Source organism: Streptomyces sp. NRRL F-5630 (genome assembly GCF_000719475.1).
Classification (GTDB): Bacteria; Actinomycetota; Actinomycetes; order Streptomycetales; family Streptomycetaceae; genus Streptomyces.
In genome coordinates this window covers 24,583-43,779 of the sequence record NZ_JOGO01000025.1, presented here as the reverse complement: position 1 = coordinate 43,779, position 19,197 = coordinate 24,583, and the positions used below count along the sequence as shown (strand labels likewise).

At 74.9% G+C, this 19,197-nt stretch carries 17 protein-coding genes; 4 read left to right on the top strand and 13 right to left on the bottom strand.

The window, feature by feature from the left end; translation table 11 throughout:
• Positions 1–12: 12 nt before the first annotated feature.
• The 3 genes from IF99_RS0114440 to IF99_RS0114430 all read right to left on the bottom strand — a co-directional run bounded on the left by IF99_RS0114440 (position 13) and on the right by IF99_RS0114430 (position 3,237).
• On the bottom strand, positions 13–1,578 hold the full coding sequence (locus tag IF99_RS0114440) for an ABC transporter substrate-binding protein (protein WP_030996868.1): 1,566 nt from the start codon (positions 1,576–1,578) through the stop codon (positions 13–15).
• 502 nt (positions 1,579–2,080) lie between these two features.
• Positions 2,081–2,785, bottom strand: a complete 705-nt coding sequence (locus tag IF99_RS0114435) for a DsbA family protein (protein ID WP_030996867.1) — start codon at positions 2,783–2,785, stop codon at positions 2,081–2,083.
• On the bottom strand, positions 2,782–3,237 hold the full coding sequence (locus IF99_RS0114430) for an RrF2 family transcriptional regulator (RefSeq protein ID WP_030996866.1): 456 nt from the start codon (positions 3,235–3,237) through the stop codon (positions 2,782–2,784). Before IF99_RS0114430 ends, IF99_RS0114435 begins: the two co-directional genes overlap by 4 nt.
• A 138-nt stretch (positions 3,238–3,375) precedes the next feature.
• Here IF99_RS0114430 and IF99_RS0114425 point away from each other — a divergent pair, with 138 nt between their 5' ends.
• Positions 3,376–4,002 carry a cupin domain-containing protein gene (locus IF99_RS0114425; protein WP_234340697.1) on the top strand — a complete coding sequence of 209 codons (627 nt, stop codon included), beginning with the start codon at positions 3,376–3,378 and terminating at the stop codon, positions 4,000–4,002.
• Positions 4,003–4,059: 57 nt separating this feature from the next.
• Here the strand turns inward: IF99_RS0114425 and IF99_RS0114420 are convergent, their stop codons facing one another.
• From IF99_RS0114420 to IF99_RS0114410, 3 genes are all read right to left on the bottom strand, one after another.
• Positions 4,060–4,734, bottom strand: coding sequence for an HAD family hydrolase (locus IF99_RS0114420; protein WP_030996864.1), 675 nt, complete (start codon positions 4,732–4,734; stop codon positions 4,060–4,062).
• Positions 4,735–4,768: 34 nt separating this feature from the next.
• Positions 4,769–5,251: a hypothetical protein gene (locus IF99_RS30800; RefSeq protein ID WP_051703497.1), complete on the bottom strand. Its 483-nt coding sequence runs from the start codon at positions 5,249–5,251 to the stop codon at positions 4,769–4,771.
• A gap of 90 nt (positions 5,252–5,341) precedes the next feature.
• Entirely contained in the window at positions 5,342–5,983 is a 642-nt protein-coding gene (locus IF99_RS0114410) for a DUF6328 family protein (protein WP_234340696.1), read from the bottom strand.
• Positions 5,984–6,174: 191 nt separating this feature from the next.
• Here IF99_RS0114410 and IF99_RS0114405 point away from each other — a divergent pair, with 191 nt between their 5' ends.
• A complete protein-coding gene (locus tag IF99_RS0114405; RefSeq protein ID WP_030996861.1) occupies positions 6,175–7,650 on the top strand; it encodes an aminotransferase class I/II-fold pyridoxal phosphate-dependent enzyme in 1,476 nt (491 codons plus the stop codon).
• An 18-nt stretch (positions 7,651–7,668) separates the two neighbouring features.
• Here the strand turns inward: IF99_RS0114405 and IF99_RS0114400 are convergent, their stop codons facing one another.
• The 7 genes from IF99_RS0114400 to IF99_RS0114365 all read right to left on the bottom strand — a co-directional run bounded on the left by IF99_RS0114400 (position 7,669) and on the right by IF99_RS0114365 (position 16,202).
• A complete protein-coding gene (locus IF99_RS0114400; protein WP_234340695.1) occupies positions 7,669–8,586 on the bottom strand; it encodes a glycosyltransferase in 918 nt (305 codons plus the stop codon).
• Complete coding sequence (locus tag IF99_RS0114395) at positions 8,583–9,200, bottom strand: SAM-dependent methyltransferase (protein WP_030996859.1); 618 nt, start codon at positions 9,198–9,200, stop codon at positions 8,583–8,585. The genes IF99_RS0114400 and IF99_RS0114395 overlap by 4 nt, the downstream gene beginning before the upstream one ends.
• Entirely contained in the window at positions 9,197–9,940 is a 744-nt protein-coding gene (locus tag IF99_RS0114390) for a PIG-L deacetylase family protein (RefSeq protein ID WP_030996858.1), read from the bottom strand. The genes IF99_RS0114395 and IF99_RS0114390 overlap by 4 nt, the downstream gene beginning before the upstream one ends.
• On the bottom strand, positions 9,937–11,139 hold the full coding sequence (locus tag IF99_RS30795) for an acyl-CoA dehydrogenase (protein ID WP_037826925.1): 1,203 nt from the start codon (positions 11,137–11,139) through the stop codon (positions 9,937–9,939). The genes IF99_RS0114390 and IF99_RS30795 overlap by 4 nt, the downstream gene beginning before the upstream one ends.
• A gap of 207 nt (positions 11,140–11,346) precedes the next feature.
• Positions 11,347–12,504 (bottom strand): FUSC family protein, encoded by a 1,158-nt coding sequence (locus IF99_RS0114375; protein ID WP_030996857.1) that lies wholly within the window; start codon positions 12,502–12,504, stop codon positions 11,347–11,349.
• A 277-nt stretch (positions 12,505–12,781) separates the two neighbouring features.
• A complete protein-coding gene (locus tag IF99_RS0114370) occupies positions 12,782–14,803 on the bottom strand; it encodes a CocE/NonD family hydrolase (RefSeq protein WP_030996856.1) in 2,022 nt (673 codons plus the stop codon).
• Between the two features lie 91 nt (positions 14,804–14,894).
• The gene (locus tag IF99_RS0114365) at positions 14,895–16,202 is read right to left on the bottom strand and encodes an ATP-grasp domain-containing protein (RefSeq protein ID WP_030996855.1); all 1,308 of its coding nucleotides are present in this window, start codon (positions 16,200–16,202) and stop codon (positions 14,895–14,897) included.
• 186 nt (positions 16,203–16,388) lie between these two features.
• On the opposite strand from IF99_RS0114365, the gene IF99_RS0114360 reads away from it, so the two are divergent.
• Together IF99_RS0114360 and IF99_RS0114355 are read left to right on the top strand one after the other, a co-directional pair.
• The gene (locus IF99_RS0114360; RefSeq protein ID WP_030996854.1) at positions 16,389–17,402 is read left to right on the top strand and encodes a LacI family DNA-binding transcriptional regulator; all 1,014 of its coding nucleotides are present in this window, start codon (positions 16,389–16,391) and stop codon (positions 17,400–17,402) included.
• 559 nt (positions 17,403–17,961) lie between these two features.
• Positions 17,962–19,197 (top strand): extracellular solute-binding protein, encoded by a 1,236-nt coding sequence (locus IF99_RS0114355; RefSeq protein WP_030996853.1) that lies wholly within the window; start codon positions 17,962–17,964, stop codon positions 19,195–19,197.

Below are 19,197 nucleotides of genomic sequence, written 5' to 3'. Positions count from 1 at the left end.
GGTGGTAGGGGTTCACTTGGCGGTGCCGATGGTGACGCCGGTCCAGTTGAGGTGGGCCGGGTTCTTCGGGAGGGCGGAGACGGTGGGGCTCTTGGCGAGGAGGTTGGGCGCGGAGTAGGTGAAGACGAGCGCGCGGCTCTCCAGCCCCGCGCGGGTCGCGGCGCGCAGCACCTCGGGGTAGCCGGGCGCGTCGATGGGGGTCTCGCGGACCTTCGCCGCGGCCTTCTCGAAGCCCTCCGGCTCGTAGGGGCCGCTGAGGTTGAGCGGACCGTTCGGGCCGAAGTGGGCGGTGAGGGTCTGGAGGGCGGAGTCGCGGCCCGTGGTGCTGTAGAGGGAGAAGGCGAGGTCCTTGGCGAAGAACGGCGTCGCCCAGTTCTTGTCGATCTTGATGCGGACCGTGATGCCGACCTTGGCGAGCTGCGACTGCACGATCTCGGCCTGCGGGTCCTCGGTGGGGATGACGAGGTCGAGCGTGAGCTTCCCGGCCCGGTGACCGGCCTGGCGGAGGAGCTTTCTCGCCTTCGCCGGGTCGTACGGCCAGGCGTTCGCGGAGGCGGGGTCGTAGGCCACGTACCCGCGGGGGAAGGGCTGGTCGGTGGTCTCGCCGTAGCCGAAGGTGAGCTTGTCCACGAACTCCTGGCGGTCCACGGCGTAGCGGATCGCGTCGACGACCTTCGGGTCCTTGAACGGCGCCTTGTTGATGTTGAGGCTGATGTTCGAGGCGTTGAAGCCGGGCTGGACGAAGACGTCGAGCCCGGCCTGCTCGGCGGCCTTGGCCTGGCTCGGTTCGATGTCGGCGAAGTTGTAGACGCCGGTGCGCAGTCCGGAGACGACGGTGGCGGGGTCGGGCGCGGAGACGAGTTCGACGGTGTCGATGTGGATGTGCTTCGCGTCCCAGTAGTCCGGGTTCCTCGCGAGGACGGCCTTGGTGCCGGGGATGAGCTGCTTGACGAGGAAGGGGCCCGCGCCGACGGGGTGCTGGTCGAGCTTCGCCGGGTCCGCCGCGGCCTTCGGACTCGCGATCTGGAGGACGCGCTCGCCGAGGAGCTGCGGTATCTGGTGATCCACCTGGGTGAGGTGGACCACGGCGTCGAGCCCGCGCGCGGTGACGGACCTGATCGAGGTGAGATCGCCGAAGAGGGCGGAGTTCTTCTGTTTCTTGGCGCGCTCGATCGCGGCCTTGACGGCACGCGCGTCGACCGGTTCGCCGTCGCTGAACTTCAGCCCCGGGCGCAGGTGGAAGGTCACCTCGTCGCCCTTGGCGTTGTACTCCCAGCTCTTCGCGAGGTCGGGGACGGCGTTCCCCTTCTCGTCCACCTTGGTCAACGAGGCGTAGGTGAGGGCGAGTTCACGGAACTGCGCACCACTCCCGGAGACCACGGGGTCCCAGTGCGCGGGGAAGTAGGAGGTGGCCCACTTGAGTGTCGCCGCCGTGCCGCTCGCGCCGGAGTCCGCACTCCCGCAGGCGCTCAGCGCGGGGACGAGCAGGGCGGCGAGCGCGGTACCGAGGGCGGTGGCGGTACGGGGCAGGCGGCGGGCGCGGGGGGCCGGGGCGGAGGGCAGGGGGCGTCCAGGCATGGCGGTCTCTCTGTGACGGCCCGGCAGGGCGCACGGGGGTACGCGCTACGGGGCGGGGCGTCGCCGCGCGGCGCTCACCGCCGTGCGGGCGGACGACGGCACCGGCGCACGGGACGGGGCCGTCCGGGCACGGTGGGGCCGGGCGGAGAAGTGAAGGGAGGGCGGGCTCCGCTGGGGAGCGACCGGAGCACGGGGCGGCACGGGGAGAGCCGCCGGGCCGGGAAGGCGGGGTGGATCAGCGACAGAGGGCGCTGGAAGTGCGCCGCAGGTCCACGTAGCGGCACACCACACCGGGGTGAGTCGTGTGCATGCCCCACATCCTGCGGGCGCCGCGCCCGGGCTGTCAATGGACACCTTGAGGTGTCTCATCGGGCGGGACGGGGCCGGGAGTTCGGGCGGCTCACGGGTGGGCGGCGGAGAGCGGGAGGACCGGCGGCGCGCGGGCGAGGGGCAGGCCGGTCGGGGGCGCGCACTGAGGGCACTCCCCGTTGTTCCGGTGCGGTCAGCCTCGTACGGTCCGCAGGGCCGTCTCGTACGCCTCCTCCGGCCGCCAGCCGGGGACGAGCACGTCGCCGCCCGGCCCGCGCAGGCGCAGGGTCGGGAGCGCGTAGCGCCACTCCCCCGCCGGGGTCTCCTTCGGGCGGCCCGGGTGCGGCCCGCCGTCCGCGACCGCGAAGGCCGCCGCCACGGGACGGCGCGCCTCCGCGCGGTCGGCGGCGACCGCGGCGCGCACGGCCGCCGAGGCCGCGTCGGAGGCGAGCCGCGCGGCGTCCAGGCCCGGCGCGTCCCGCGCCGCCGCGAGGGCGAGAGGCAGGGTGTCGGCCGGCTCGCCCCGTACGAACATCGAGGCGCGCAGGCGGCGCAGCACCTCCTCCGCGACGTCCGGGCCCTGCCGTTCGGCGGCCTTCGCGACGCGGGAGGCGGGCCAGGAGGTGGCCGCGACCCGGGCGAGGCGGGGCGCGTGCGAGGCGCCCGTGACCGCGCACACCTCGGCCACGTACCGCGCGTACCAGGCGGTCTCCGCCGCCGGGTCCGGGGCGGGCTCCTCGTCCTCGTCGAAGAGGATCGCGTACACCCGTCGCCAGCGCGCCCCGCCGCTCCAGGCGGTGCGCAGCCGGGCGAAGAGCGGCGCCGCGCCCCAGGCCCAGGGGCACAACGGGTCGGTGTACTCGGTGACTTCGACCTGTGGGGGCGGGGCGGCGTTCACACGGTGCTCCCCTCCGCGAGCCCGGGGACGGCGGCGAGGGGGCGCTCCCGCGGTGCCCCGGCGGCGAGCGAGGCGAGGCTCACGCCGCCGAGGAGGTCGCGGGTCCGCTCCTCCAGCGTGCGCCACAGTCCGGGGAGACCGGCGGCGGGTCCCGGGTAGGCGAGGTGGGCGGGCGCGGCGCCGCGCACGGTCAGGACCTCCCCGTCCACGGCGCGCACCACGTCGAGGAGGCTTATCTCCTCGGCGGGTCTGCCGAGCCAGTAGCCGCCCTCGCAGCCGCGCTGGCTGCGGACGAGCCCGGCCCGGCGCAACTCCGCGACGACCGACTTGAGGAAGCGGAACGGGATGCCCTGCGAGGAGGCCATCGCCTCGCAGGTCAGCGGGTGTTCGGGGTGGGAGGCGAGTTCGACGAGGGCTCGCGCGGCGTAGTCCGCCTTCGCGGAGATATGCATGACCCCATCATGCACGGCCGCGATGCCTACCGGTCCCGGACGGGACGGCCATTCCGCCCTGCTGGCGATTGTTGCCGCAGGTGAACAGCATTGGACACCTCTTGACATCCTTTCTCGCGCGGCTCTAGCTTCCGGGCCATGAGCGAGCAGCCGACCAGCCCCGGCGAGACCTTTTCCGGCGAGACACCACGGGGCGGGACCACCCCGTGCGAGACGAGCCCGGGCGGGACGAGCCCGGGCGGGACCATCGCGGGCGGGGCCAGCTCCGGCGAGACGGTCGCGGGCGAGGGCTTCCACCCGCATCTGCACGAGCGACCGCCGGGCCCCGTCGCCCCGTTGCGCACCCGGCTGCACCACATCCGCGCCGACGCGCTCGACGGTGACACCGCGCAGACCGGGGGGATGCGGCGGTTCGCGGCGGTGAGCGGCAGGGCCGTCGGCTCCGAGAAGCTGTGGATGGGCCAGACGCACGTGGCCCCCTCGACCGCGAGTTCCGACCACCACCACGGCGCCTCGGAGACCGCGATCTACGTGGTGTCCGGGCACCCGGAGTTCGTGTTCCTCGACGACTCCGGCGCGGCCCCGGAGGAGGTGCGGCTGCGCACCTCCCCCGGCGACTACGTCTTCGTGCCGCCCTACGTGCCCCACCGCGAGGAGAACCCCGATCCCGAGGGGGAGGCCGTCGTTGTCATCGCGCGCAGCACGCAGGAGGCGGTCGTCGTCAACCTGCCCGGCCTGTACGCGCTCCCCGCGACACCGGAGTAGGCCGCCCCGCACGCCGGGCACCGGGCGGGCGCGCGGGCAAGCGCGCCCGCCCGGGGGTCAGGCCGCCGCGCGCCGCCCGAACGCGCTGTCGCCGAGCTTCGCGAAGAGCTCGGCGACGTCCTCGTACACCTCGCGCGCGCCCGCCGCGACGAGGTCCGCGCGGGGCACCCCGCCGCTGAGGACCCCGATGGGGTGAAGCCCCGCGGACGCCGCCGCGCGCATGTCCCACACCGAGTCGCCGACGAAGACGGAACCCGCCGGGTCCGCGTCGACCTGTTCGAGGGCGTGGAGCACGGGGTCGGGGGCCGGTTTGCCCGCCGCCACGTCGTCGGCGCTCGAGGTCGCGTCGATCGCGTCGTCCGCGTCGATCGCGGCGCGCAGGGCGGCGAGTTCGGGGCCGCCCGCCGAGGTCGCGAGGACGACCGGCCAGCCTTCGACGTGGAGTTGACGCAGGAGGTCGGCGGCGCGGTCGAAGGGCGCGAGACGGTCGTAGTACGTGCCGTAGAGCGCCTTGTGCCCGGCGCTGATGTCCGCGTCGCCGTCCCGGTCGTGGTCCTCGCCGAGCACGTGCGTGAGGAGGTCGGCCGAGCCGAGCCCGATCGCCCTGAGGATCGCGGTGAACGGCACCCGGTGCCCGGCCTGGCGCAGCGCCTCCCACCAGCAGACGGCGTGGAGGTGGTTGGTGTCGACGAGGGTGCCGTCCACGTCGAAGACTGCGGCGGGCGTGTTCACGGGGCCTCCAAGGCGGGGGGACGGGGCAGGACGGTCAGTGCGGGAGGAACGTTCGGGGCGGGCCGGTCAGTGGTGCCGAGGCCGGGGCGGGCGGGCGCCGTGGGCGCCGCGCGGGCACCCGGGGCCGCGCTCGCGACGGGTGTACCACGGGGCCGCCGCGCCCCCTCCGTACGGCGCCGGGCACGGTGGCGGCCACGTGCAGGGCGCGCACGAAGCCCGTGAGGTGGAAGACGCGCCGCGCGGCCGGGTACTCGGCGGCGACGCGCAGCACGCCGCCCGGCGCCGTACGGTTCCCGGCGCGCAGCAGGATGCGCAGCGCCTGCGGGGTCACCACACGGGACCGCACCCGCACCACGACGGTCCGGGCCGGGCGGCGTTCGACGGCCTCGCGCAGGGCCGCCTCGGCGGCCGCCTCGTTGTCGGGGTCGGCCAGCGCGTCGAAGGGCGCGACGAGGAGCGCGGCGGGCGGCGGCGCGGTCCTCCCGGGTGGTGCGCCGGGCGTGTCGGTACAGCTCACAAAACCTCCTGACCTCACTTCGGAGTGTGCCCCGGCGCACGGGATGTGTGCAAAGGATGCGGGGGCCGTTCGCGGCGCCCCACGGGAGCCTCATTCCCCCTCAGCGCCATCCTCGTCACCTTTCGCGACGCCCCGCTCGCGCCGCGCCACGTGCCGCGCCCAGGCGGGCAAGGCGAACCAGCACAGCGCGAACCACGCGGCGATCCCCGCGACGAGCCACAGCGCGGTGTCGTGGGGCGAGACGACGACCCGCAGGATGAGCAGCATCGAGGAGGCCATGGTCGCGAGGAGCAGGACGAGCCCCACGAGCGTGAGCCGCCCCGCCCAGCGGACCATCTCCGGCTTGAGTCGTTGCCCGGAGAGCAGGCGGTGGAAGGAGACGGGGGCGACGAGCGCGCCGGTGGTCGCGGCCCCGAGCACGACGGTCACGACGTAGATCGTGCGGTCGGTGTGCGAGAGCGTGGGGAACCGCTGCTGGAAGACGACGGTGAGGAGGAAGCCGAAGAGGATCTGCACGCCCGTCTGCGCGACGCGCAGCTCCTGGAGCAGGTCGGCCCACTTGCGGTCGGCCCGTTCCTCCCGGGTCTCGCTGCGGCCGGGGGTGCCGGAGCTGCCCGGGGCGCTGGAGGCGCCGGGGCGGCGCGAAGAGCCAGGGTCGCCGGGGGCCGCGTCCGTGCGGCCGGGGGTGTGCGACTCCTCGGGCCCGTGGGGTGCTGCTGGGGGCGGGGTCATGGCGGTCGTCCTCTCCTCGGGCGGCTCCTCGGGGGCCCGCCCAGGTTCGGGGGCGGGAGGGGGCCGCGTGCGGTGGCGCGCCGGAAGGCGCGGCGGACGTACCGGCGAACCGGGGACCGTGCGGGGCGGCCCTGTCCGCCGCTCGGCTCATCGGCTGCTTCCCCGCGACGGGCCCGGGGAACAGGAGGCACATGTCCCAGCGACCCGATCACCGGCAGGCACCCGTCCTCGAAGCACTGGCCGCGTACCACCAGCGGGGTGAGCTGTCCTTCACCCCACCGGGGCACAAGCAGGCCAGAGGCACCGACCCGGAGGTGCGGCGGCTGCTCGGCGACGCCGTGTTCCACAGCGATGTCCTCGCCTCGGGAGGGCTCGACGACCGGCGCACCCGGGGGCGGGTCCTGGAACGGGCCGAGGCGCTGATGGCGGACGCGGTGCACGCCGCGCACACGTTCTTCTCCACGTGCGGGAGTTCCCTCTCGGTCAAGGCGGCGATCCTGTCCGTCGCCGGTCCGCACGAGAAGCTCCTCATCGGACGCGACGCGCACAAGTCGGTGGTCTCGGGGCTCATCGTCTCGGTGGTGCGGCCGGTGTGGGTCGAGCCGCAGTGGGACCGCGAGCGTCACCTCGCGCACCCGCCCGCGCCCGCCGCGTACGAGGCCGCGTTCGCCGCGCACCCCGACGCGAGGGGCGCGCTCGTCACGAGCCCGACGCCGTACGGCGCGACGGCGGACCTGCGCGCGCTCGCGGAGATCTGCCACGCGCGTGGCAAGCCGCTCGTCGTGGACGAGGCGTGGGGCGCCCACCTGCCCTTCCACCCGGACCTGCCCGGCTGGGCGATGGACGCGGGCGCGGACGTGTGCGTGACGAGCATCCACAAGATGGGCAGCGGCCTCGAACAGGGCTCCGTCTTCCACCTCGGCGGCGATCTCGTCGACCCGGCGGTCCTCGCCTCGCGGGCCGATCTGCTCGGCACGACGAGCCCGTCCGTCCTGCTGTACGCGGGGATGGACGGGTGGCGCCGTCAAATGAAGCTGCACGGAAGGGCGTTGCTGGGCGCGGCGCTCGACAGGGCGGCGGAGGTGCGGGCCGCGATCGACGCGATCGACGGGCTGCACGTGCACGGGCGTGCCGACTTCCGCGGCCCGGGGCTCGGCCACGACTTCGACCCGCTCCCGGTCGTCATCGACGTCTCGGGGCTCGGCACGAGCGGCTACCGCGCCGCCGACCGGCTGCGCGAACGGTACGGAGTCGACGCGCACCTGGCCGACCACCGCCGTATCAGCACGCAGCTCACCCATGCCGACGACGCGTCCACGACACAGCCGCTCCTTACCGCCCTGCGCGCCCTCGCCGCGGAGGCGCCGACGCTCGGCTCCGGCCCGGAGGTCGCCGTCCCGGCCCCGGAGCAACTCCGCCTGGAACAGGTGATGCTGCCGAGGGACGCCTACTTCGGTCCTGTCGAGGACGTTCCCGTGGCGGAGGCGGCGGGCCGCGTCACCGCCGAGATGCTCACGCCGTACCCGCCCGGCATCCCCGCGGCGCTCCCCGGCGAACGTCTCACCGCGCCGCTCCCGCACTACCTGCGCACGGGCATCGCGGCGGGGATGAACCTCCCGGACGCGGTGGACACCTCGCTGAGGACGGTACGGGTGGTGGCGGAGTAGCCACCGCGTCCGTACGGCCTACGCGGGCTCCGCCCCCGGTACGGGCGCCGCTCCCCGCGGCGGCTTCGCGCCCTCCACTGCGGCGAGCCGGGCCAGCCGTGCGCCGTAACCGCCGCTCGCGCGCGGACGCAGGCGGGCCGAGGTGGCCACGGGGGAGCGCCGGGTGCGCAGGACGCGGTGGCCGCCCGCCTCCAGGGCGCGGACGAGGGCGTGGTCCTCGCCCGTCGCGAGCGGCGGGAAGCCGCCGACGCCGAGGTAGGCGTCGGCGCGTACCCCGAGGTTGGCGCCGTGGACGTGCGGGTGCCGCGCGCCTCCCGCCTCGCGGTACCGGACCGCCTCGCGGTGGAGCAGCCCGGCGAGGGCGGGATCACCGCCCAGCGGCTGGACGGTGCCGACGACGGCCTCCCAGCCGCGCGCTCCCCAACGCCATTGCCTGGCGAGCCAGTCCGCGGGGACGCGGCTGTCGGCGTCGGTCGAGGAGAGCCACACGCGTGCCGGGGACTCGCCGAACAGGCCGAGCGCGGCGGCGGCCCCGGCGGCGCGTGCCCGCCCCGGGTTGCGGGCGTCGATCCGGACGACATGGGCGCCGGCCGCGTGGGCGAGTTCCGCCGTCGCGTCGGCGCAGGCGTCGGCGACGACCACGACCCGCACCCGCGCCCGGACGGGCAGGGCCGGGTGCCGGGCGGCGCGGCGCAGGGCGGCGAGGGCGTGCGGGAGCAGCGCCTCCTCGTCGTGGGCGGGGACGACGACGGCGAGGGCCGCGAGGTCGCGCGCGGCACGGGGGGCGTACGGGGAGGCACCTCGGCACGGCGCGGGGGTTCCGTACGGTACGGGGGCTCCGTGCGGCGCGGGGGTGCCGTGCGAGGTGGGGGCTTCGTGCGGCCCGTACCGCCCGGGGGTCACCGGCGGCCCGCCCTCCGGCGGCCGGACGCTCACACGAGTCCTTCGTACGCGGCGGGGGACGGCGGCAGCGGCTCGCCCGGGACCCGGCGGGTGAAGGTCTGGAGCACGAAGTCCTCCTCGCGGTGGTCGAGCCGGAGGGCGAGCCCCTCCTCGCGGGCGAGGCGGTCGGTCAGTTCCGTCCCGGTCAGGCGGTGTTCCGGCACGGGGTGGTCCCAGTGGACGGTGACGAGGGTGCCACCGGGGGTGAGGGAGTCCACCGTGCGGCTCAGGAGGAGGTCGAGGGCCGGGGCGTCGAAGTAGTAGAGGAGTTCGGAGAGGACGACGAGGTCGAACGCGCCCTCCGGCCACTCCTCGGGCACGGTGAGCCGGGCGACCTCGACGTGGTCGAGCCCTCGCGTGGCCTCGCGGGCCCGCTCGACGGCCTCCGGGACGCGGTCGGTGGCGAGCAGCCGCTCGCAGCGGCCCGCGAGCCGCCGGGTCAGCTCGCCCACCGAGCAGCCCGGTTCGAAGGCCCGGCGGAAACGGGGCCGGGGCAGGGCCGCGAGCGTGAGGGCGTACTTGCGCTCCTCGTACCAGCGGCTGCGCAGGCCCCAGGGGTCCTCGGCGCCGTCGTACATGGCGGTGAAGTAACCGGCGGGAGTGCTCATGCGAACCACACTTCGAAGTCGCGTACGTGATGGGCGAGTTCCTCCGGCGGCAGGATCGCGGCGTCCTCGGGGGCCGGGCCGAGCGGGGCGATCTGGCTCCGGAAGCAGGCCACGGCCTCGCGCTTGCGCGCGCGGACGTCGGCGGGCAGGTCCAGGCGCCTGGCGCGGTGCCAGGGCACGCGGGGATCGCCGGGGCGGGCCCAGTGCCACATCCAGACCGGGTAGGCGGCGGAGGGGGCGCCCGTCTCGCGCGCGGCGGCGCGCGCGGCGCGGCCGGTCGCCTCGTGGTCGGCGTGGACGTCGCCGGTCCACGGCGCGAGGACGAGCGCGGCGCCCTCCGTGAGCGGGACGAGCGCCCGGCGCACCTCCTCCTCGTGCGCGGCGACGGCCGTGTCGGGCACCCGCAGGCGGACGGTGCGGGCCGACGAGGCGCCGAGCCGGGCGAGCGCCGCGCGCAGTTCCCCCGCGCGGCGGGCGGCGAGGGCCGGTGGCCGCAGCACGCGGGTGCGCGGGTGCGAGCCCTCCCCGTCGGTGACGGTGACGACGGTGAGCGGCCGCCCGGCGGCGGCGAGCATCGCGAGCGCGCCGCCCGCGCCGAGCACCTCGTCGTCGGGGTGCGCGGCGACCACCACGACGGGCCCTTGCGGCAGCACGGCCTGCGGCAGTTCCGCCCACCCCTCCCAGGCCCGCCACAGTGCCTCGTCGGTGCCCGGAGCCTGGATGGGGTCGGGTCTGCTCATGCTTCCTCCGCCCGGCCCGCGACGTGCGCGCCGAGGACGGCGAGGTCGCGTTCGGCGTGGTGCTGGCGCACGTAGACGGTGAGGTCGGCGACGGCGCGGGCGTGCCGGGCGTCGTGGCACAGGGGTCCCGCGCCGGTCGCGCGGCCCACGTGGGTGAGGACGCGTTCGCAGCAGGCGGCGACGAGCGCGCGGACGCGCAGGGCGCGCTGCTCGGCGCCGCCCGCCGCGTCCTCCGGGTCGGCGTCGATCTCGGCGGCAGCGCGCTCCAGGACGAGCCCGGCCGCGTACAACTCGACGTCCACCGCGCCGAGATGGGCGTCGGTGAAGGGGCTCCCCCGGCGCGCGGCGGCACGGCGCAGCGCGCCCGTCACCGCGTGGGCGCCGCCGAGCCAGCACGCGGCCACTCCGACCCCGCCGTGGGCGAAGCCGGGCCTGCGCACATAGGCGTCCACCCCGCCGACGGGGAGCGCGGGCGCGCCGTCGAAGCGCACGTCGGGCGTGTCGGAGCCCGCCATGCCGAGCGCGGGCCAGGTGCCGGGGACGGGCTCGTACGTGCCGGGGCCGGTGTCCGGGCGGAGGTCCGACCGCGCGCCGCTCTCCTCGAAAGTGCCGGGCTCCCCGGGCGTGCCCGGCTCGTCGAACGTGCCGGGCTTCTCCGGCGTGCCGCTCTCCTCGGGCGTGGTGCCGCGGTCGAGGCGGACCGCGAAAAGCCGTGGCCCGTCCTCGGTGCGGGCGGTGACGAGGGCGTGGGTGCACGAGTGCGCCCCGGAGGCGTACTGCTTGAGGCCGCTGAGCGTCCAGGTGTCCGCCCTCGCGTCGTGGTGGGCCCGCACTCCCTCGCCGGGCGGTTCCGCCGCCCACACCCCCCAGCGCTGGCCGGGCGCGGGCGGGGGACCGCCCAGCTCGGCGAGGATCGCGAGGGCGTCGGTGTGGCCCTCGACGAGGCGGGCCACGGCGAGGTCCTCCTCGGCGACGCCGCGCAGCGCGGCGAAGCGCAGACCGGTCGCCCAGCTGCCGGGCAGCGGGAAGCGGAGCTTGCCCTCCTCGATCTGCCGCGCGGCGACGGCGAAGCGGGCGGCGGTCGCGGCGCGGGCGGAGGCGGCGCCGAAATCGCCCGGCTGGGGGGCGCCCGCGTCACCCGGCGGAAGGACACCATCGCCTTCCTGGGGCTCGAAAGCGGACGGGGGACGGTGGGTCATGGAGAAGTCCTGTCGGTGGGGGGCGGTGCGGGGCCCGGACACCATGGGTGCCCCTGCGGCGGCGTTTCATACCTGGGGCGGGCGAGACGACGCCCGCGCACCCGGGAGGTGCCCGCCCGGGTACGCGGCGGCGGCCCCGCGCCGTTCCGCGCCCGCCGTCGCGCGCCGCGAAGGCGCCCGGAGCGGCCCCGCCGAGGGCTCGCGCGCTCACCTCCCGACCTCCCGCGGCATGTCGCTCACCAGGGCCCGCAGCACCTGCCACGTCTCGGCGAGCAGTTCACCGGCCGGGACGGCCCCCGTGCCCGAGAGCGCGTGGAAGGAGGCGTCCAGCGCCTCGTACGCCTCGCGGACGTCCTCCGGGACCGCCCGTTGCTCCAGGCGGTAGGGCGCGCTCGGCTCCCGGCGCGCGAGTGCCTCGTACTCCCGCTCGCACAGCACCGCGAGCGTCTCGGCGAGGCGGGCCCAGTCGGCGAAGAAGTCGTTGCCGGGGGAGCGCAGCGGGTTGTCGCCCTGGGCGAGGGTCGCGAGGGTGCGGGTGATCGCGCGCAGGTGGTCGATGACGGTGGCCCAGCGGGCGTCGAGCGCGGCCGGCGGCTGGGCGGACGGGGCGCGGCGCAGCCGCAGGCCCGGGTTGAGCCGGGAGCTCTCCTCGCCGCTCCGCCTGGCCTCCCGCACGTACCGCAGGGTCTCCTCAAGGCGGCGCGACGCGTCGTGCCAGGCCAGTGCCTGCTCCGCCTCCCACTCGCCCCCCACGCCCTGCGCGAGGTCGCGCAGGAGTCGTCCGGTGTCCCGGGGCAGCCGCAGGAGCTGGTCGCCCGCGTTGCGCAGGTGCACGGGCGGCAGCACGAAGGCGTTGACGGTGATGCCGATGACGGCGCCGATGACGGTCTCCAGGAGGCGGTGGCCGATCTCGCCTGCGCTCGCCGTGGTCGCGGTGATGACGAAGAGCGCGGTCGTCGCCCCGTAGATCCCCTGCGTTCCGAAGCGGCGGTAGGTGCCGATGAGGAGGAGGGGCGGCAGCGCGAGTGCCATGGCGCCGAGCGTGTCGTCGCCCGTGAGACCGAGCGCGGCGGTAGCGGTCAGGGTGCCGATGAAGATGACGGCGAGTTGCTGGAGTCCGGCGCGCAGCGAGCGGTAGACGGTCACGTCGACGAGCGCGAGCGCCGTCCAGGGGGCGAGCAGCGCCATCGGGGCCTGCAGCCACCAGCCGGCGAGCGCCCAGGCGGCGATCGCGGCGCCCGCCGCCTTGAGCGACTGCACGACGGAGTCACGCTCCGGGCCCGGCTGCCGGAACACGGTCCGTACGGTCGCGACGACCGCCGCCGTCTCCTCGCGGGCCCAGCGCCCCGTTTCCCTCGGTCCCACCTGCGTCTCCTCCTCGTGTGCGGTGGGCCCGTGGGTACCCCCTCGCAGGAAGAACACTCGGAAGTCGCGCGGCGGAGATACCGGGGAGAGGTGGCGCACCTCTCCCCGCTCGCTTCCGCTCGTCCCGACGACGAGCCGCGCCGCACGTCGGAGGAGGCCCCGCGTGCCCGCCCCCGACCGGGCCGGGGGCAGGCGGGGTGGTCGGAGGAGGCCCCGCGTGCCCGCCCCCGACCGGGCCGGGGGCAGGCGGGGTGGGCCGAGGGTCGCGCCCTCCGCCTCACACCAGGTCCCGCCGCACCGTCTCCTTCCAGTTCCGCGAGAACACCCGCTCCCCGCCCTCGTAGGCGTCGAGCGTCGCGTGGACGTGGAAGTTTTCCGCGTCGCACGTGAGGGTGGTGGTGGTCTCGGTGCGGGTGTCCCAGTCGCCGCGCGAGAAGCTCATCGTCCAGGCGGAGTGGCCGCGCGGCGAGGTGAAGTCGTCGGCGGTCCAGTCGTAGCGCTCGACGGCCCGGCGCCCGACGTCGAGGTCGATGTCCGTGTAGTGCGTCGTACCGCTGTCCTTCACGATGTCGAGCGTCGCGTGGTAGTCGACGAGGTCGCGCGAGACGCGCCAGGACTGCTCGGGCGGGACGCGCTGTTCCGTCGCGAGGGGCGGTGCCGCCTCCGGCTCGCCGAAGGCGATGCCCTCGTCCTGGGACGGGACCGGGCGCACCGGGAGGGTGAGGGTGCTCGCGCGCGCCTTCACCGCGAGCATGACGGGCTCGGGCGGCGGCCAGGCGAGGGGCCAGTAGGAGGTGGAGAGGGACAGGCGCAGGCGGTGGCCCGCCGGGAACGCCTGGGCGATGCCGTTGAGCCGGACCGTGGCACGGTAGGTGCGCCCGGGCTCCAGCGGCTCGGGATCGCCGCCCCCGCGGTGAGTGAGGTTGAGGACGCCGTACGAGACCCGCGTCGACGCGCCGCCCGGGGCCACGTCCGAGAGCCGCGCCGCCACCTGCGCGACGGGCCGGTCCACGGTGAACTCCAGCTCGACGGTCGGCGCGCCCAGGATCTCCAGGCGCTCGGCGAGGACGCCGCTGTCGAAGACGAGCGAACCGCCGTCCTCCTCGCGCTGGTCGTAGGGGAGGTCGGGCGGGGCGTTGTACGAGGCCCATTTGCCCGCGTACTGGCCGACCGAGAGCGGCGAGGACACGGTGAGCCACTCGCCGGGAGCCCCGTCGGGAGCGCCCGGCTCCTCGATGCGGTGCGCCGTCAGCGGGTGCGTGCGCGGTTCCACCCGGGGTGACGGCAGGCTCGGCTCGCCGACCCAGCGGCCCGGACGCTGCTCGTACGCCGTCGACGGCGGGACGCTCTCCTGCATCCAGGACTTCAGCATCGGCCCGTCCATGACGCCGTTCTCCTCGCCCTTGAGCCAGTGGTCCCACCAGCGCACCACCTCCTGGAGGTAGCCGATCGCCGGGCCCGGCTCGCCGAGGTGCGGGAACTTGTGCGACCACGGCCCGATGAGGCCCTTGCGGGGCACGTCGAGGTTTTCGAGGAGCCTGGTGACGGCGTTCGAGTAGCCGTCGGCCCAGCCGCTCGACGCGAGCACGGGCACCTGCACGGCGCCGTAGTCCTCGCACACCGAGGCGTGCCGCCAGTAGGCGTCGCGGCGCTGGTGGCGCAGCCACTCGACGACCCACGGGCCGCTCGCCGCGAGGCGCTCGTGCCACATGTCGCGCCACCGCTCCCCCACGACCGCCGGGTCGGGCGGGCACGTCGCGTAGGCGAACATCGTGCCCGCCTCGGCGAGGTTGTCCGAGAGCATCGCGCCGCCCATGTAGTGCATGTCGTCGTCGTAGCGGTCGTCGGTGAAGGAGGCGAGGACGACGGCCCGCAGGCTCGGCGGGCGGCGCGCGGCGGTCTGGAGCGCGGCGAAGGCGCCCCAGGAGATGCCCATCATGCCCGTCGCGCCGTCGCACCACGGCTGCTCGGCGAGCCAGGCGAGCACCTCCTCGGCGTCGCGCTGCTCCTGCTCCAGGTACTCGTCGAGGAGCACGCCCTCCGAATCCCCCGTACCGCGCAGGTCGAGCCGCACGCAGGCGTAGCCGTGCCCGGCGAGGTAGGGGTGGTGCATCGAGTCGCGTACGGAGCTCAAGTCCCTCTTGCGGTACGGGATCGCCTCCAGGACGGCGGGCACGGGCTCCGTGTCGGACGAGACGGGCCGCCAGACGTGCGCCGAGAGCCGGACGCCGTCCGGCATCGGGATGAGGACGTGCTCCTCTTCCTTCACGGGGTGCGGGAGTTGGCTGACGTAACGCATAAGTCCTTTCCGGTACGGGCCTCTTCGATCTCTTCGGTCTCTTCGCGGGGCGGGACCGCCTCTTCGGTCTCCTCGCGGGGGCGGGGCCGCCTCAGACGTCCTCGATCTCGAAGCGCAGCCCCCGCACCGCGCGGTCGTACTTGGCCTCCAGCTCCTTGTCGCTGTCGGCCCCGACGTACAGGTGCGCGAGCTCGGCCGAGTAGCTGTCCTGGCCCGGCATCTCGGAGAGCCGTACGCCCTCCTCGGGAACGATCACCACCTTGACGCCCGGCACCTCGCGCTCGATCTCCGCGATCTCCTCGGCGGTCGGCACGCGGTGCACGACGCCGTCGCGGAACCGGCGGTAGTACCACTTCGCGCCGTATTCGTACCGCCCGTGCCCCTGCCGCACGCGCGGGTCGCGGCCGAGCGCGAGACTCAGCATCCGGTGGTGGTTGGGGACGCCGTCGACGTGCGCGAACATCTCGGCGTGCGACTGCGAGTGGCGCGGGTTGATCTCCAGGATCTTCACGTCGCCGGTCTCGGGGTCGTAGAAGAACTCGATGCTGAACGTCGCCGCGTCGAGCCCGGTCCGCTCCATGACGCGCCGCGAGATGTCCACGACGCGCCGCGTCGTCTCCTCGGGCAGGTCCGCCGGGTACTGGTGGCGCAGGAAGCAGGCGCTGTTGGGGTACGTGTGCGAGTCGAGCACCCCGTAGACGACGACCTCGCCGTCGTGCACGTAGCCCTCGACCGCGAACTGCACGCCGGTCAGCGTCTCCTCGGCGAGGCACGCGGCTCCGCCCGCCTCGGCGATCTCCGGCGGCAGGTCGATGCCCTCCATGAGCCGCGTGAACGGCCCTCCCACGCGCCCGATCCCGGCCCGTATCTCGTCCACGGCCTTGCGGAACTCCGCCTCGTCCTTGACCCCGAAGGCCAGTTCCGACGAGTACGACTTCACGGGCTTGAGCCACATCGGGAAGGACACGCCCTCGGGCGGGCGCGGCTCCGTCTCGTCGAGATCCACGAGCCCGAAGCCGGGCACGGCCTCCGGCGCGGCCTCGCGCTGGATGAGCCGGCTCCAGTACTTGTGCTCGCAGCGCACGATCGACTCGACACTCGTCGCCCGCAGGCCGCGCTCGGCGCACAGCAGCGGCACGAGCGCGCTCACCGGGAAGTCCCAGTACCCCACGACCGCGTCCACGCTCCCGTCGAACGCGTCGAGCGTGGCCCGCGCCTTGGCGAGCAGCCCGTCGAAATCGATCTCGCCCTCCTGGAGTTCGGCCACCGAGAGGAGGGGATGGAAGGCCAGCCCGTCGGCGCCGGGGACCTCACGGAGTGTTTCGAGGTTGTCGTCGTCGAGCCCGACGACGAAGACGTCGAGTCGCTTCTTCGCAGGGGTTTCTACTGTTTCGCTCATGAATTCTCCTGTATGGATCGTATGGATCGGTTGCCGGGGTTCGGCGCGAGTACCCGGGGCCCGGGGAGGCAAACGAGGCCGGGGCGAGGGGCGCGCGGGGGCGGGGGGCCGCGCGGACTGATCGCGCTCCGTCGCGGCGGTTACCATGACTCGCGCCGTTCGCGCAGGTGGCGGGGAGGTTCGACGGTGGCAACGATCAGGGATGTGGCCCAGTACGCCGGGGTGGCACCGAGCACCGTCTCGTACGTCCTGAGCGGCTCGCGCTCCATCTCCGAGGAGACCAGGACCCGCGTGCGCGAGGCGATCGACGTGCTCGGCTACCACCCGCGCGCCTCGGCGCGAACGCTGCGTGCCGGGCGGACACGGGTCATCGCGCTCGCCGTGCCGCGCGCGGCGGGGCTCCAGCGCTCGGTGGACGGCCGCTTCGCGATCGACGTGAGCGACGCGGCCAACATGCTCGGCTACGACCTGCTCCTGAGCACCTCGCAGGACAAGGCGGAGGGCGTGCGCCGCGTCGCGCTCAGCGGGCTCGCGGACGCGGCCGTGCTCATGGCGGTCGACATGGAGGACAGCCGCATCGACGTCGTCCGCGAACTCGGCTTCCCCGCCGCGCTCATCGGCCGCCCCGCCGACGAGACCGCGCTGCCGTGGACAGATCTGGACTGGGAGGCCGCCGCCGCCCTCGCGGTCCGCTCCCTCGCCGCCGCGGGACACCGCGCCCTCGTCTACCTCGGCCCCACGCGACACGAGTACGCCGCGCGCCGCAGCTACGCCCTGCGCGGGCGGGCGGGCGGCCGGGCGGCGGCGAAGGAGACGGGGCTGCCGGTACGGGTCCTGGAGACACCGGACGACGCCCCGCGTCTGGCCCACCGGCTGCGCGAGACCATCGGCACGGGCCCCGGCCGCGCCACCGCCCTCATCGTCCAGCACCCCTCCGCCGACCACGCCCTGAGCGCCCTCACGGCTCTCGGCCTGCGCACCCCCGAGGACCTCACCGTCCTCGTCCTCGGCTCCCTCCCCGACGACCCCACCGCCCGCCGCCTCCCCCGCGTCGACCTCCCGGTCCACACCCTGGCCACCGAGGTCACCCATCTCGCCGCCGACGCCACGTCCCTCCCCCGCGTCACACCGGCACCCCACCTCCTGGTGGCACCCCGGCTGAGCGGGGCGGACCAACTCCGGGGCCCGCGGGACGCCTGAGCGAACGCGGCGGGGGGAGGCGGAGACCAACGCGGGCGGCGCGGGCGGAGACCAACGCGGGCGGTGTCCTCCGCCCGCGCCGCCAGGGCGCCCGCCTCCGGTGCGGGACGGCGGAGCGGCCTTCCCTCCCCACGTCGGTCGGGTCAAGAGCCGGGCGTTCCGCCGCCCCGAGAAGGAGCCCCCTCCGCACCGCCCACGTCCCGCCCCCCACCGGGCGCGGCGGCGGGCAGGCGACGGCTTCGGCGGCGACCGTGGATCACCCGGCCCCGGGCGCCAGAAAGACCGGCCAGGTCACGACCCGGCCACAGGCACCTGTCCCACCCCTTGTCGGGAGACCCTCCGCGTCCTACGATCGCCGCGTCACATCGTCGAATCGATTCGACGATCGACAGGTGCCGGTCGTCCCGGCGCACACCGCACCACGAGCCGCCCCACCTCACCCCGCCCGCACCACCAGCCCGCTTCCCTTCCCGAGAGTCGAATCGATTCGACAACTCGATCCCGCCGACACCCCTCCCTCCGCCCCTACACCGCCGTAGACCGAACGGAGCCGCCCACCATGCCACCCCTTCGCCGGAGCAGGCCGGGGGACGCCGCCGTGGTCCTCGCGACCGCGCTCGCCGCCACTGTCGCCCTCACCGGATGCTCGACCGGACCGGACGACGACACCCTCACCGTGCTCAACTCCGCGACCGACAGCCACGAGCACTCCCAGAACCAGCGCTTCTTCGACCGTTGCGCCAAGCCGCTCGGCGTCAAGGTCCAGCAGACCAGCGTCCCCGCCGACCAGGTCAGTTCCAAGGCGCTGCGCATGGCCTCCTCGCACTCGCTCACCGACATCCTGGAACTCGACGGTTCCGAGGTGCCTCAGTTCGCCGACACCGGCGGCCTGGTGCCGCTGAGGGAGGCCGGGGTCGCGACGGACGGGCTGTCGAAGTCGGCCGTCACGATGGGGAGCTTCCGGGGCACGCAGTACGGCATCGCCCGCTCGGTCAACTCGCTCGCCCTGATCTACAACGTGGACCTCCTCGAGAAGGCCGGCGTCGAGCCGCCCCGCACCTGGGACGAGCTGAAGGAGACCGCGAAGCGGCTCACCCGCGGCAAGACCTACGGCATGGCGTTCAGCGCGACCCCGGACGCGGACGGCGTCTACCAGTTCCTGCCGTTCTTCTGGACCACGGGCGGGAACGAGGCCCACCTCGACGACGGCGAGGGCGCCCCGGCGCTCCAGCTCTGGAAGGACCTCGTGACCGCGAAGTCCGCCTCAGGAGCCGTCGTCACCTGGAACCAGCAGGACGTCAACGACCAGTTCCTCGCGGGCCGGGCCGCCATGATGATCAACGGCCCCTGGCAGGTGCCCGTGCTCGACGCGCACAAGGACCTGAACTGGGCGGTCGCCCAGATACCCGTGCCCGAGGCGGGGCAGTCCGCGCAGCCGCCCATCGGAGGCACCGTCATGACCCTCCCGAAGACCGGGCACACGGACCGGCAGCGCACCGCCGCCAAGATCCTCAACTGCCTGAACGAGGAGCGCAATCAGATCGCCTGGGGCGAGTCCGTCAACAACGTGCCGACGATGCGCGCCGCCGCCGAGCGGTACAAGAAGCAGAACCCGAAGCTCGCCGCCTTCGCCGACGAGGTGGCGACCGCCCGCTCCCGCACCGCCCGGGTCGGTGCCTCCTGGCCCGTCGTCTCGGACGCGCTCTCCGGCGCCTTCCAGTCCGTACTGACCGGGAAGTCCAGCCCGGCAGCCGCCCTCAAGCAGGCCCAGGCGCGGGCCACGTCGGGGAAGTGA